Genomic DNA, 13,854 nt, shown 5'->3' with positions numbered 1-13,854 from the left:
GCCCTGCAAACACATCGACCATCCGCATATGGCCACCGCACGCGTGTGCCCTGAGCTTTGGGAGTTCGCCCTGTTTAACGCGTCAGCTCTGACTTCACCGATGTCCCTCGTCGCAGAGGGAGGAGGCTTCCACGCACCAGGGCTCGAAGAGTTCTTCCCAAGCGCTGTGCTCTTCGCTGGGACCCCTTTCGAACTCAACCGAATCATGATCATTCGGATTGCAGTTGCCCTCCTCATGGTGCTTGCATTCTGGCTGATGTTGCGCGGCGGACGCCTGGTTCCCACCCGTGCACAGTCGATCGCGGAAATGGCGCTTGATTTCTGCCGCAAGGGCATCGCCCACGACATCCTCGGCAAGAAGGATGGCGACCGCTTCTTCCCGCTGATCGCCGTCATCTTCCTGACTGTGTTCTGCATGAACATCACGGGCATCATCCCGTTCCTGAACATTTCGCCCAACTCCAACATCGGCATGCCCCTGGTGTTGGCCCTCGTTTCCTACTTCGTCATGATCGGTGCGGGAATCAAGGCCCAGGGCGGTGGCGCATATCTCAAGAGCCAGCTGTTCCCGGCTGGTGTCCCGCCGCTCATGTACATCATCGTGACGCCGATTGAGTTCGTCTCGACCTTCATCGCCCGCCCGGTTTCGCTCACACTGCGTCTGACTTTCAACATGATCGTCGGTCACCTGCTGCTGGTGCTGTGTTTCGCTGCCACCCAATTCTTCTTTTTCGAAGTCGGGGGCGGTCTCTTTGCGCTCGGCGGACTGACGCTGATCGGCGGCTTCGCGTTCACTCTCTTCGAAATCCTGGTCGCCGTGCTGCAGGCGTACGTCTTCGCACTGCTGACCGCTGTGTACATCCAGCTGAGCATCTCTCAGGACCACTGAGGCACAATCCCACAAACTCCTGTAACACACGGGACCACGGTCGGCTTAAGCGAGTCGGCCAAGATACTGGAAGGAAAAACATCCCATGGATACCACCATTCTCGCTGAAGTCTCGGGCAACATCTCAACGGTCGGCTACGGTCTGTCCGCTATCGGCCCCGGTATCGGTATCGGCATCCTCGTCGGCAAGACCGTCGAGGGCATGGCTCGCCAGCCTGAGGTCTCCGGCCAGCTGCGAACCACCATGTTCCTGGGTATTGCATTCGTCGAGCTCCTGGCCTTCCTCGGCATTGCAGCCCACTTCATCTTCGTCTGATCTGGAATAAGGACTGACTCTTGACCCCGACTACTTTTATCGCCGCTGGGGCTTCTGACCAGAACCCCATGATTCCGGCTGTCTACGACATTGTGTGGTCGATGGTCTGCTTCGTCATCATCCTGCTCGCTTTCTGGAAGTTCATCCTTCCGAAGTTCAAGGAAGTCCTTGACGAGCGATCCAGGCTTATCCAGGGTGGCATCGAAAAGGCCGAAAAGGCACAGGCTGAGGCCGATGCAGCGCTGGAAGAGTACCGGATGCAGCTCGCCGAGGGCCGCGCAGAGGCAGCCCGTCTGCGTGCCGAGGCTCAGGAAGACGGAGCTCAGATCATCGCTGATATGAAGCAGCAGGCCAACGAGGAAGCCGAGCGCATCATCTCGACTGCCAAAGCGCAGATCGCAGCTGAGCGCCAGGCAGCAATGATTTCGCTGCGCAGCGAAGTCGGCACGCTGGCCACAGACCTCGCATCCCGCATCGTCGGCGAATCGCTGCAGGACGACGCCCGCTCCAACGGTGTTGTCGACCGCTTCATCGCTGACCTCGAAGCACAGGCTCCGGCCGGCAAGGACGCGTGATGCTGGCATCGAGCAGAAATTCACTGCTGCAGACCGTTGACGAGGCATCGTCTGCAGTCACGCCCGGAACCGGCTTCGCCGCCGATCTTCTGGCAGCTGTCGGCGTGTTCGCTTCGGATGTTCAGCTGCGACGCGTTCTGACGGACTCGGCAGTCGACATCGAAGCCAAGCGGAACCTGCTGAACTCACTGTTCGCAGGCAAGCTCTCGGCTCCCGCTGTCGATCTGCTCGTCAACGCCGCTGGCCGTCGGTGGGCGCGCGTTCAGGACTACGTGACCGCTGTCGAAACCGCGGGCGTGGCGTCTCTGGCTGCACACGCTCAGTCGCAGGAGCGCCTGGGGGAGGTTGAAGAAGAGCTGTTCCGCTTTACGCGCCTGGTTCTCTCCGACCACGACCTCGAACGCGCTCTCGAATCTGACGCAGAGCCGGCAGCCAAGGAACAGCTGCTGAAGCAGATCGTCGGCAATCGCGTTTCGGCAGAAACGCTCATGTTGCTCGTCCACGGTGCAGTCAACCCGCGCCGCCGCCGAGTCGCCGAAGCCTACGAGAACTTCTCGGAGGTCTTGGCGTTCCGCCAGCAGCGCGCAGTTGCTGACGTCACGGTCGCACGGGAGCTGAGCGAACAGCAGAAATCCCGTCTCGAGGCCGCTCTGTCGGCCAGCTTCGGCCGCAAGCTCGTCCTCAACATCCGCATCGACCCCGCCGTTGTCGGCGGCGTGCGCGTGCAGGTGGGAGACGAAGTGATGACCTCGACGATTGCCGACCGACTCGCAGAAGTCGAGCGCAGGCTCGCAAGCTAAACGCGGCCGCGCCGCAGAAACCAAGGAAGCAGGGAAACCGCGATGGCGGATCTGACAATTCGCCCGGAGGAGATCCGGGACGCGCTGGGGAAGTTTGTAGAGAACTACAAGCCGACCTCGGCTGACAAAACGGAAGTGGGCACCGTTGTGACCGCTGGCGACGGCATCGCCAACGTGTCCGGGCTGCCCGGAGTTATGGCCAACGAACTGCTGCGCTTCGAAGACGGAACGCTCGGCCTGGCCCAGAACCTCGATGAACGCGAGATCGGCGTAGTCATCCTCGGTGAATTTGCCAACATCGCCGAAGAGCAGAAGGTGTACCGCACGGGCGAGGTCCTCTCGGTTCCCGTCGGCGACAAGTTCCTCGGCCGTGTTGTTGACCCGCTCGGCAACCCCATCGACGGGCTCGGCGACATCGAAGCCGAAGGACGCCGCGAACTCGAACTCCAGGCCGCCGGCGTTATGGACCGCAAGGAAGTCAAGGAGCCCATGGAAACCGGCCTTAAGGCCATCGACGCCATGGTTCCAGTCGGCCGTGGTCAGCGTCAGCTCATCATCGGCGACCGCAAGACCGGAAAGACCGCACTTGCGATCGACACGATCATCAACCAGAAGGCCAACTGGGAATCCGGTGACCCGAACAAGCAGGTTCGCTGCATTTACGTGGCATGCGGTCAGAAGGGCTCGACTATCGCTTCGGTCCGCCGTTCTCTGGAAGAAAACGGCGCTCTAGAATACACCACGATCGTGGCTTCGCCAGCCTCCGACCCGGCAGGCTTCAAGTACCTGGCACCCTACGCCGGTTCGGCTATCGGCCAGCACTGGATGTACCAGGGCAAGCACGTGCTCATCGTCTTCGACGACCTGTCGAAGCAGGCTGAGGCATACCGTGCGATCTCGCTGCTGCTGCGCCGTCCGCCGGGCCGTGAAGCCTACCCGGGCGATGTCTTCTACCTGCACTCGCGCCTCCTTGAACGCTGCGCCAAGCTCTCCGACGAACTAGGCGGCGGTTCGATGACCGGTCTGCCGATCATCGAAACCAAAGCCAACGACGTCGGTGCGTTCATTCCGACGAACGTCATTTCGATTACCGACGGTCAGATCTTCCTGCAGTCGGACCTCTTCAACGCCAACCAGCGTCCGGCCGTCGACGTCGGTGTTTCTGTTTCGCGCGTCGGCGGTTCGGCTCAGCGCAAGCCGCTGCGCGGTGTTTCGGGAACCCTGAAGATCTCCCTGGCGCAGTACCGTTCGCTCGAAGCGTTCGCGATGTTCGCCTCAGACCTCGATGCGGCCACCAAACGTCAGCTCGACCGAGGTGCGCGTCTGATGGAACTGCTGAAGCAGGGCCAGTACGACCCGATGCCGTCGGAAAAGCAGACCGTTTCCATCTGGGCAGGCTCCGAAGGCCACCTCGACGACATTGCGGTTGAAGACGTCCTGCGCTTTGAGCGGGAGTTCCACGACTACCTCGAGCGCAAGACCGAGATTCTGTCCACGATCGCCAACCTGAACGACAAGCTCGGCAAGGATCTCCTCGGAGAGCTTGAAACCGCGATCACCGAATTCAAGCGCGAGTTCCAGTCCTCGGACGGAAGCTCGGCGGTCGGCACTGAAGACTTCGACGCAACTGACGAAGAAGAAGTCGTTCAGGAGCAGATCGTCAAGCAGCGCTGATCCGGTATAGGGAAAGGAAGTACTGATGGGAGCTTCACAGAGGGTCTTCAAAGCGAAGATCAACTCGACATCGTCCTTGAGGAAGATCTTCAAGGCGATGGAGCTCATCGCGGCTTCCCGTATTCAGAAGGCCATCCGCAGGGTCAAGGACGCAACACCCTACGCCAACGCGATCACGCGAGCCGTTTCTGCCGTCGCAACGCAGTCGAATGTCGACCACGTGCTGACAACGGAACCGGAGAACGTGCGCCGCGCGGCTGTTGTCGTCATCGGCCCCGACCGCGGCTTCGCCGGTGCGTACTCATCGAACGTCATCCGGCGAGCAGAAGAGCTCGTTCAGCTTCTTGACGAAAGAGATGTCGAACAGCAGCTCTACGTGGTCGGACGCAAGCCCGAAACGTATTACACGTTCCGCGAGCGTCAGCTGGCCGGCGCCTGGACGGGATTCTCTGAGAACCCTTCGGTTGAAGACGCACAGAAGATCGGCAATGCCCTTCTGGAAGCATTCGACCGCGACTTCGGCAACGACGGTGTCGACGAAATCTACTTCGTCTACACACGGTTCGTGAACTCCGTTACCCAGGAGCCCGAACACCGTCGTCTGCTTCCGCTCGAGGTTGTCGAAGCCGATGAAGAAAATCCGGCGCCGACGACCGCCGACGGTCCTCTGCCACTGTACGAATTCGAACCTGACGCAGACACCGTGCTTGACGCGCTGCTGCCGAAGTACATCGAGTCGCGCATCCTCGCTGCACTGCTGAATGCGGCAGCATCTGAGCAGGCAGCGCGCCAGCAGGCAATGAAGACCGCAACCGACAACGCAGACGACCTCATCCGGACGTACACGCGGCTTGCCAACTCGGCACGTCAGGCTGAGATCACCCAGGAGATCTCTGAGATCGTCGGCGGTGCAGACGCACTCGCCGGCGCGGGATCTGCTGACTGAAGCGTCTAACGCCCTAAGAGAGCAGAAAAGAAAGAGAACATGACTGCAACCGTTACTGAAACACCCCAGGTCAAGGGTGGGGTCGGGCGGATCTCTCGAGTTATCGGCCCCGTTGTCGATATTGAGTTCCCGCTCGATTCGGTTCCCGCAATCTACAACGCACTCAAGACCGAGGTCGAACTGTCTGAGGGCACCCGCGAACTGACGTTCGAAGTCGAGCTGCAGCTCGGCAACGGCATCGTTCGCGCCGTGTCAATGCAGCCGACCGATGGCCTTGTGCGCGGCCAGGAAGTCCGCGACACCGGCGGTCCGATTTCGGTGCCCGTCGGTGACGTCACCAAGGGCAAGGTCTTCAACGTCACCGGTGACGTGCTCAACGACTCGATGATCGACGAACCTTACGAGATCACCGAACGCTGGCCCATCCACCGCACGGCCCCCAACTTCGACCAGCTCGAATCGAAGACCCAGATGTTCGAAACCGGCATCAAGGTCATCGACCTCCTCACCCCCTACGTGCAGGGTGGAAAGATTGGTCTGTTCGGCGGTGCAGGCGTCGGCAAGACCGTGCTCATTCAGGAAATGATCACGCGTGTCGCCCAAGACCACGGCGGTGTGTCCGTGTTCGCCGGCGTCGGTGAGCGCACCCGTGAAGGCAATGACCTCATCCACGAAATGGATGAATCGGGAGTTCTGCCCAACACCGCCCTGGTGTTCGGCCAGATGGACGAACCGCCGGGCACGCGTCTGCGCATCGCCCTGACGGGTCTGACAATGGCTGAGTACTTCCGCGACGTCCAGAAGCAGGACGTGCTTCTGTTCATCGACAACATCTTCCGCTTTACGCAGGCGGGTTCGGAAGTTTCGACTCTGCTGGGCCGTATGCCTTCCGCAGTGGGCTACCAGCCGACCTTGGCCGATGAGATGGGTGTGCTCCAGGAGCGCATTACTTCGACCCGCGGTCACTCGATTACGTCGATGCAGGCCATCTACGTGCCCGCAGATGACTACACCGACCCAGCTCCGGCTACGACGTTCGCCCACCTGGACGCCACCACGGAGCTCTCGCGTGACATCGCTTCGCGCGGTCTGTACCCGGCTGTTGACCCGCTGACCTCGTCGTCGCGAATCCTCGACCCGCTCTACGTTGGTCAGGATCACTACGACACCGCTGTGCGCGTCAAGCAGATTCTGCAGAAGAACAAGGAACTGCAGGACATCATCGCCATCCTCGGTGTTGACGAACTGTCCGAAGAAGACAAGCTCACGGTTCACCGCGCTCGTCGCATCGAACAGTTCCTGTCGCAGAACACCTACACCGCTCTGCAGTTCACCGGTGTTGAAGGCTCGACGGTTCCAATCAAGGACACGATCGAAGGCTTCAAGGGAATCTGCGACGGCGACTTCGACCACATCCCCGAACAGGCCTTCTTCAACGTCGGCCCGATCGACGATGTGCTGCGCAACTACGAGCAGCTCCAGAAGGAGAACTGATCCATGGCACTCGACGTCACCGTCGTCGCCGCTGACCGCGAAGTGTGGTCCGGCGAGGCCAAGCGCGTTGTCGCTAAGTCCGTTGAAGGCGAAATCGGCATCCTCACCGGTCACGAACCGGTGCTTGCCGTGATCGCCGGCGGCGACGTGAGGATCATTGACTCTGAAGATCAGCTGGTTACCGCACACGCGGCCGGTGGGTTCATTTCGGTCGAAAACGACCGTGTGCACATCGTTGCCGACACGGCAAAACTGGTCTGACCGCTTTCGACGCCCGCGAATTTAGACTGTTACTGTGAACGCATCCGTCCTGCTGATTATTCTGCTCTCGTTGGTGGGATTGGCTGTTATTGCAGTTGCAGCAGTCTCTTTTCGCCGCCGCGCCATCGGTCGCCTCAAGGGCGCCTTTGACTGCTCATACTGCGTGGGCGGTGGCTCTGGTCACCGCCCACGTTGGCGTTTGGGCGTTGCGGTTTTCAGCGTCCGCACTCTTGACTGGTATCCGATCTTTGGCTTTTCGTCCCGCCCGGCAGTGCGTCTGCCGCGTTCGACTATGGAAATCGCGGAGCGGACGAAACCGGAAGGCGATGAGCGCTTCGCCGTTATGTCGGACGCCTACATCGCTACACTGGCGATCACCACTGGCAATCCGGATCCGCAGATCTGCAGGCTCGCACTCGATGCGGATTCGCTGTCTGCTCTGTCCGCCTGGATCGAATCGTCTCCTCCCGGCGACAACATAGCCGTCGGAAGGTTCAACTGATGGAAGTTCTGCGCGTACGCGGCCCTGTTCGGCTCGAAGGCTCAGTAGAAGTTCGAGGTGCTAAGAACAGCGTCCTCAAACTCATGGCCGCCGCCCTTCTTGCGCCCGGTCGTTCGGTCATCACGAACGTGCCGGCGATTCTCGACGTGTCTATCATGGCCCGTCTGCTGGAGCGGCTGGGTTGTTCTGTTGAATACGATGCGCCGGCCGGCATCGTATCGATCGACGTGCCTGAGCGCACAGACATTCAGGCCGACTATCAGCTCGTGCGCGCTATGCGCGCCTCCATTTCGGTTCTGGGCCCCCTCATCGGGCGTATGCACAGTGCAAAGGTTGCCCTCCCCGGTGGGGACGCGATCGGTTCGCGCGGCCTTGACCTGCACGCTGCCGGCCTTCGCTCTCTGGGTGCCGATGTTCATCTGGACCACGGCTATTTCGTTGCAGAGGCACCGGCTGGTCTTCACGGCGCTGAGATCGCCTTGGCGTTTCCTTCCGTCGGCGCGACAGAGAATCTGGTGATGGCCGCGGTTCTGGCAGATGGGCGCACCGTCATTGACAACGCGGCTAAGGAACCGGAGATCATCGACATCTGCGCCATGCTGGTGCGCATGGGCGCGCACATTGACGGCATCGGGACCGCTCGTCTTGTAATTGACGGCGTAGACAAGCTGCATCCGGTTGAGTACAGCTGTGTACCGGACCGGATTGTGGGCGGCACGTGGGCCTACGCTGCGGCGATCACGGCCGGCGATGTTGAAGTCGTGGGAGTGACGCGTGATCTCTTCCCGAACGTTCTTGACAAGCTCGATGCAGCCGGCGCCACGATTTCTGACACTGAGCGCGGTCTGCGTGTTATTGGACCTGAGCGGCCGCGTTCGGTGAACATCTCTACTCTTCCGTTCCCCGGTTTCCCCACTGATCTGCAGCCGTTTGCCATTGCCCTGAACGCGGTCGCCGACGGTGTTGGCGTTGTGACCGAGAACCTGTTCGAGGCTCGCTGGCGGTTTGTGCATGAACTTGCCCGCCTCGGTGCGAACATCGCGATTGACGGCAATCATGCGCTTATCACCGGCCAAGCGGACCTGACGGGTGCCGAGGTGGAAGCCTCCGATATTCGCGCAGGCGCGGGTTTGGTTCTCGCCGGTCTAGCTGCCAGCGGCACGACCGAAGTCGCCGGTGTCGATCACATTGATCGCGGATACGAGCACTTCGCTGAGAAGCTGCGCGCCCTGGGGGCTGACGTTGAGCGCGCTGCTGTTCCCGAGGTTCTCGACTTCAGCTGAGAGCCTAAGCTCACTCGGCTTCCGGCAGGGTCGGCAGAGCAAGTGTGTCAGCCGGATTGTGCGGCAGCGGGCCGAACACAGAGATCTGCTCGTCGGCTTGCTGCTGCTCGTCGCCGTCGACTTCGCTCTTGTACTGGGCGTACCACTGCTCGATCTCTTCGTAAGAACGGCCCGCAAAATTCCACCACATGACGACTTCTTCGTCGAATGGCCGACCGCCAATGAGCACCAGTCGCGTCGGGATATCCGCTGACAGTGTGACCGTGGTGTTGCCGCGAGGTAGAAAAGCCAGCTGTTCAGCTTCGATGACAGTCGTGGTGCCGTCTTCGAGCCCCAGGTGGGCTTCGCCTGAGTCAACGAGCAGACCGTGCTCAAAATGTTCGCTGAGCGTGATCTGCGTGTTGCCGTAGATGTCCAGCTGCGCTGCGACAACACTGACCACAGGGTCGATGGGGGAGCGCACCTCGCCGAGTGAGCCCAGATAGACAGTCACTTTGCAGTCACCGGCGTAGAAGCACTCAGCCTGATGAAGCTGGGCCGACGCCGGAGCGAAACGGTGTTTGTCCGGCAGCGCATACCACAGTTCTACACCGTGGAGAATCTTTGTGTCTTCCGTCGTGAACTCGGAGTGCGAAGCCCCTCGGCCGGAAATGAACAGAGACGCTTGACCGGGCTCAACCGTGACAGTGGACCCAGTCGAGTCGGTCTGTGTGAGGCTGCCGCTGAAGAGCATGGGAATCGAAGCGATGCCCGCGTGGGGGTGCGTGGGCACTGAGAGTCTGCCGGTTTCATCGTCAATGCCCTGTGGGCCGAAGTGGTCAAGATAGCACCACGGGCCGATCATCCCGAGCTCGGCGTGGGGCAGCGCCCGACGCAGGGGGATGCCGTGAGTGTCCACACTGCGAATGTCACGCGGTTCGACCACGGTCAGCTCAGCGACATCCGCTGCTGTGCATACGTGGACACGGGGCCGTTTTTCCAGATTGCTCATTGGTCGTCTCGCTCCTTGCGAGGGTCATCAGCTCGGGTCGACAGACTTCGACAGGCACCTTCCGCGCCCACCGCGTTGACCCTAACATTCGGGGATCAAAGCCGTCGTCAGTTTGGCGTCGCCGGCATGTGGTGGTCAGAAAAGGCGGGACTCAGAGTCATCGACTCCGCGCATGGCGTCGTAGTCCAGGATGACGCACCGGATTCCCCGGTCTTCCGCGAGTGTTCGGGCCTGCGGCTTGATTTCCTGGGCGGCGAAGATCCCGGTGACGGGAGCAAGCAGGGGGTCCCGGTTGAGCAGCTCAAGGTACCTGGTGAGCTGTTCGACCCCGTCGATTCCGCCTCGTCTTTTGATTTCCACCGCAACCGAGGTTCCTTCTGCGCTGCGGGCGAGGATATCGACCGGACCGATGGCCGTCATGTACTCCCGGCGAACGGTTGTGTAGCCCTCGCCGAGTGTGTCGATCTGGTCGGCCAGAAGCTCTTGCAGGTGCGCCTCAACACCGTCCTTGATGAGGCCGGGGTCGACGCCGAACTCGTGTGTTGTGTCCTGGAGAACTTCGGCAATCGAGATGATGAGCCGATCCTCGGTCTTTTCAGCGCTGACGGTCCAGACTTCTCGAATGCCGGCCGCGGCCTGATCGTCGGAGGGATCATCGACTCTAAGCTGAGCCGGAGCGGTCATCCAGTTAAGCGGTTTGTAGGAACCGCCGTCGGAGTGAACGAGTACCGAACCGTCGGCCTTGAGCATGATAAGCCGGGTGGCCATGGGCAGGTGGGCGGTCAGACGACCGACGTAGTCAACACTGCACTGAGCAATCACCAAACGCACGTCGCACACTCTACGTGACACAATGACTTCTATGCCACGCTCCCCGTCGAACCGCCGCCGCAATAAGTGGCAGCAGCCGCATCGACCGCTGTCGTCGATGAACTCTGTGCGCCGGTCGATCACAGAACCGGACGGCACGTGGGTTGTGCAGCAGATTCGCAGCGGCACTTCGGGCAAGGTGTACATCTGCCCCGGCTGCAATCAGGACCTACCGGCGTCGACACCGCATACAGTCGCATGGCGCTCAGACGATGAGTTCGGATGGGGGACCGGCGTGGGTGAGCGGCGCCACTGGCACACTTCGTGTTTCAATGCCCGCAGTCGGCGCTGAGGCAGCCGCTGTCGGATCAGCGCAGCTGAACAGACACAGAAAACCGGCGCCGCACCTGCGGCGCCGGTTTCGGCTGTTTGCTCAGATCACTTGTTTGCGTTCTTGCCATTGGCCGGACCGGCTGCCTGGCCCGTCTGCTTATTGCCAGACGCCGCTGCGGGGCTCTTGTTTTCGGCAGGCTGTTTCGAAGTCGGCCGGATGGAGGGCTTGCTGTTCTTGCCGGGGGCGGCTGCCTGGCCGGTCGTCTGTGCCGGTCCTTCGGCTTTCTTGAGCTTTTCGAGTTCTTCCTTAGACCCGATCTTTTCGGTGGGGAAGGAAGCTGCTTTGATCTGGTCGGATCGGTCGTCCTCGAGGTCAACGTCGTCGAACAGCCCCGGTGCGCTGAACATAGAGCGCAGCTGTTCCAGCTGGGCGGTGATGGTGCGGCGCTGTTTGGTCAGCAGGTCAACTTGCGACTGCGCCGAGGATACCGACCGCTTGGCTTCGGCCGCTGATTCTTCCAGTGTCGCTTCGGCGGTGTCGCGCGCCTCGTCGATGATCTCCTGTGCTCGCGCTTTGCCGTCGGCAATGATCTTGTCGGCCTTTTCGAGGGCTTCTCGGCGGGTCTTCTCAGCGCGTTCGGCAGCTTCCTTGGCGTCGGCATCGGCCTTTGCGGCGCGATCAGCGGCTGCTTTCTGCAGCTTCTGATTTTCTTCTTGGGCCTTGGTGAAGCGCTCGTTTTCTGCCTTTTCGTGGTCGGCGCGGATTTTGGCCAGGCTCGCAGTCTGAGCATCGGCGGCTTTCTTAGTTTCGGTCGACAGTTTTTCTGCTTCTGTTCGAAGAGCCTGCGCTTCGACCTTCGCCTTTTCCAGGAGCGTGTCCGCTTCCTTCTTAGCCGCGGCGATTGTATCTGCCGCTTCTTTCTCTGCTGTGGCCCGCTTTTCGCTTAGTTCGCGTTTGAGTGCCTCGTGAGAATCGGACTTTTCGGCAGCGGAGTCGTCGCGGATCTGCTGTGCTTCGCGCTCTGCGGTCTGCTTGAGTTCGGCAGCGCGCTTTTCTGCGGACTCAATGGTTTCTTTGGCGCGCAGGTCGGCTGCTTTGGCGGTGGCTTCTGCTTCTGCGCGGGCGCTGCTGAGGGTGTCGTTGCTTTCGGTGTGCATTCGAGCACGGGACGATGCAGCGTCAGCCCGGGCCTTGTTGCGAATTGTCTCCGCGTCCGCAGTCGCCTGGGCGAGGGTTTCGCGAGCCTGGGATTCTGCGATTTTGATCAGCTGGTCGATGCGGCTGCCGGGGGGGCCGGCCTGTGCTTCGCTGTCATCGGCTGCCTTTTTGAGCTGCTGTTTGACTTCGGAGAGCTCTCCTGCGATCTGCAACTTGGCGCGGTCGGCCGCGATGACTTGGCTGCGGGCATCGGAGAGAGCCTTGCGGAGGGATTCGATTTCCTGCTTGAGCTGGCTCAAACGCGAATCGACTTCGTTTTTTTCGTACCCCCGCATAGCTGTGCGGAATTCTTCCGGCTGTGTCACGGTTCCGATTCTCCTTAATCCAATTGCTCGGCGCGTCCGGCGCTGCGGTTGTTCGGTTCGCGTCGGTGTTGAACGCCTAGGACAATTCTACGTAGTCAGCTTCACATTTCCTCAAAGAGGGAGTTTCCGATGCCCGCAGTGTCGTGGGTCACTGTGCGGTGCTCTAGGATTGTTGCCAAAGTGAGGCGTGACTCACTGAAACCTCAGCAAAGGAGTTCTCATGGCAGAAGCCGTCATCGTTGCCGGTGCCCGCACGCCGCTGGGCAAAATGTCCGGTGGTCTGGCAAGTCTTTCCGCAGTCGATCTTGGTGCGCACGCTATCAAGGGTGCACTCGACAAGGCCGGAGTTGCTCCCGACGCCGTTGAATACGTCCTCATGGGCCAAGTCCTGCAGGCCGGCGTCGGTCAGGGCGCTGGCCGTCAGGCCGCAGCCAAGGCAGGCATTCCCATGAGCGTTCCGGCTGTCACCCTCAACAAGCTGTGTCTGTCGGGCATCAACACCATCACTCACGCCGCGATGTTGGTTCGCTCCGGTGAATACGATGTGGTCGTCGCCGGCGGTCAGGAATCGATGACGAATGCTCCGCACCTGCTGGAGAACTCGCGTGCCGGCTTCAAGTACGGCACCATCCAGATGCGCGACCACATGGACTACGACGGTCTGTGGGATGCCTTCACTGATAAGGCTATGGGCGGTCTGACCGAATCGATGAACGACGAAGACGGTGTGCACTTCTCGCGTGAAGAGCAGGACGCTTTCGCTGCTCAGTCGCACCAGCGTGCTGCGAAGGCCTGGGCTGACGGCAAGTTCGCCGACGAGGTCGTCCCGGTCACGATCAAGACCCGCAAGGGCGAAGTCGTCGTCGACAGCGACGAGGGTGTGCGCGCGGACACGACCGCTGAATCCATGGCCGGTCTGCGTCCGGCGTTCCGCAAGGACGGCACCATCACCGCCGGCAACGCTTCGCAGATTTCCGACGGTGCTGCGGCCGTCGTCGTCATGAACAAGGACAAGGCACTCGAACAGGGCCTGCCGATCCTCGCAGAAATCAAGTCCCACGCGTGGACGGCCGGCCCGGACTCGACTCTGCAGCACCAGCCCTCGCAGGCCATCAAGGCTGCCGCCGAGCGCGAAGGCGTGGCGGCGGACTCCTTTGATCTGTACGAGATCAACGAGGCCTTCGCTGCAGTGTCGTTGGCGTCGATGAAGGACCTCGGCATTGACGCTGAGCGTGTGAACGTCAACGGCGGTGCCGTGTCCCTGGGGCACCCGATCGGTGCCTCGGGAGCGCGCATTGTCCTCCACCTCGCCCTGGAACTGAAGCGTCGAGGCGGAGGCCAAGGTGTTGCCGCCCTCTGCGGCGGCGGTGGTCAGGGTGACGCCCTCATCATCCAGGTGCCGCAGGCCTGATCCCGTCCTAGTGACTGCTGGGTTCGGCCTCGGGGAGTTCCGATG

15 protein-coding genes are annotated in these 13,854 nt (G+C 61.1%); 12 read left to right on the top strand and 3 right to left on the bottom strand.

All coding sequences use genetic code 11. The features are described 5' to 3' along the window. Positions 1–100 precede the first annotated feature (100 nt). The 10 genes from atpB (at position 101) to murA (ending at position 8,740) form a co-directional block, all read left to right on the top strand. Positions 101–889 (top strand): F0F1 ATP synthase subunit A, encoded by a 789-nt coding sequence (gene atpB, locus HMPREF3162_RS09340; RefSeq protein ID WP_070573832.1) that lies wholly within the window; start codon positions 101–103, stop codon positions 887–889. Positions 890–974: 85 nt separating this feature from the next. Further along, entirely contained in the window at positions 975–1,205 is a 231-nt protein-coding gene (gene atpE, locus HMPREF3162_RS09335) for an ATP synthase F0 subunit C (RefSeq protein WP_062021720.1), read from the top strand. A gap of 20 nt (positions 1,206–1,225) precedes the next feature. Next, on the top strand, positions 1,226–1,780 hold the full coding sequence (locus tag HMPREF3162_RS09330; protein WP_083304103.1) for a F0F1 ATP synthase subunit B: 555 nt from the start codon (positions 1,226–1,228) through the stop codon (positions 1,778–1,780). Next, positions 1,780–2,580: a F0F1 ATP synthase subunit delta gene (locus HMPREF3162_RS09325; RefSeq protein WP_070777666.1), complete on the top strand. Its 801-nt coding sequence runs from the start codon at positions 1,780–1,782 to the stop codon at positions 2,578–2,580. Before HMPREF3162_RS09330 ends, HMPREF3162_RS09325 begins: the two co-directional genes overlap by 1 nt. Positions 2,581–2,622: 42 nt before the next feature. Beyond that, positions 2,623–4,254, top strand: a complete 1,632-nt coding sequence (gene atpA / locus HMPREF3162_RS09320) for a F0F1 ATP synthase subunit alpha (RefSeq protein ID WP_070573826.1) — start codon at positions 2,623–2,625, stop codon at positions 4,252–4,254. A gap of 25 nt (positions 4,255–4,279) precedes the next feature. After that, positions 4,280–5,200 (top strand): F0F1 ATP synthase subunit gamma, encoded by a 921-nt coding sequence (locus HMPREF3162_RS09315; protein ID WP_070777665.1) that lies wholly within the window; start codon positions 4,280–4,282, stop codon positions 5,198–5,200. A gap of 39 nt (positions 5,201–5,239) precedes the next feature. Continuing rightward, positions 5,240–6,694: a F0F1 ATP synthase subunit beta gene (atpD, locus tag HMPREF3162_RS09310; RefSeq protein WP_061942531.1), complete on the top strand. Its 1,455-nt coding sequence runs from the start codon at positions 5,240–5,242 to the stop codon at positions 6,692–6,694. 3 nt (positions 6,695–6,697) lie between these two features. Further along, the gene (locus tag HMPREF3162_RS09305; protein WP_070573822.1) at positions 6,698–6,955 is read left to right on the top strand and encodes a F0F1 ATP synthase subunit epsilon; all 258 of its coding nucleotides are present in this window, start codon (positions 6,698–6,700) and stop codon (positions 6,953–6,955) included. Positions 6,956–6,989: 34 nt separating this feature from the next. Further along, positions 6,990–7,457: a DUF2550 domain-containing protein gene (locus HMPREF3162_RS09300; protein ID WP_070573820.1), complete on the top strand. Its 468-nt coding sequence runs from the start codon at positions 6,990–6,992 to the stop codon at positions 7,455–7,457. Then, positions 7,457–8,740, top strand: coding sequence for a UDP-N-acetylglucosamine 1-carboxyvinyltransferase (gene murA / locus HMPREF3162_RS09295; RefSeq protein ID WP_070573818.1), 1,284 nt, complete (start codon positions 7,457–7,459; stop codon positions 8,738–8,740). Before HMPREF3162_RS09300 ends, murA begins: the two co-directional genes overlap by 1 nt. A gap of 10 nt (positions 8,741–8,750) precedes the next feature. Here murA and HMPREF3162_RS09290 read toward each other — a convergent pair whose 3' ends face one another. Together HMPREF3162_RS09290 and nucS are read right to left on the bottom strand one after the other, a co-directional pair. Beyond that, positions 8,751–9,731: a pirin family protein gene (locus tag HMPREF3162_RS09290; protein WP_070573815.1), complete on the bottom strand. Its 981-nt coding sequence runs from the start codon at positions 9,729–9,731 to the stop codon at positions 8,751–8,753. Positions 9,732–9,866: 135 nt separating this feature from the next. After that, positions 9,867–10,562 (bottom strand): endonuclease NucS, encoded by a 696-nt coding sequence (gene nucS / locus HMPREF3162_RS09285; protein WP_070777664.1) that lies wholly within the window; start codon positions 10,560–10,562, stop codon positions 9,867–9,869. 22 nt (positions 10,563–10,584) lie between these two features. Here nucS and HMPREF3162_RS09280 point away from each other — a divergent pair, with 22 nt between their 5' ends. Beyond that, positions 10,585–10,893, top strand: a complete 309-nt coding sequence (locus tag HMPREF3162_RS09280; RefSeq protein ID WP_226829147.1) for a hypothetical protein — start codon at positions 10,585–10,587, stop codon at positions 10,891–10,893. 86 nt (positions 10,894–10,979) lie between these two features. Here the strand turns inward: HMPREF3162_RS09280 and HMPREF3162_RS09275 are convergent, their stop codons facing one another. Beyond that, a complete protein-coding gene (locus HMPREF3162_RS09275) occupies positions 10,980–12,398 on the bottom strand; it encodes a coiled-coil domain-containing protein (RefSeq protein WP_070777663.1) in 1,419 nt (472 codons plus the stop codon). Between the two features lie 220 nt (positions 12,399–12,618). On the opposite strand from HMPREF3162_RS09275, the gene HMPREF3162_RS09270 reads away from it, so the two are divergent. Next, positions 12,619–13,809, top strand: coding sequence for an acetyl-CoA C-acetyltransferase (locus HMPREF3162_RS09270; protein ID WP_070573808.1), 1,191 nt, complete (start codon positions 12,619–12,621; stop codon positions 13,807–13,809). Positions 13,810–13,854: the final 45 nt, after the last annotated feature.

Origin of the sequence: Brevibacterium sp. HMSC07C04 (genome assembly GCF_001815905.1) — a bacterium.
Lineage (GTDB): Bacteria > Actinomycetota > Actinomycetes > Actinomycetales > Brevibacteriaceae > Brevibacterium.
This window is presented reverse-complemented; position numbering and strand designations above follow the sequence as displayed.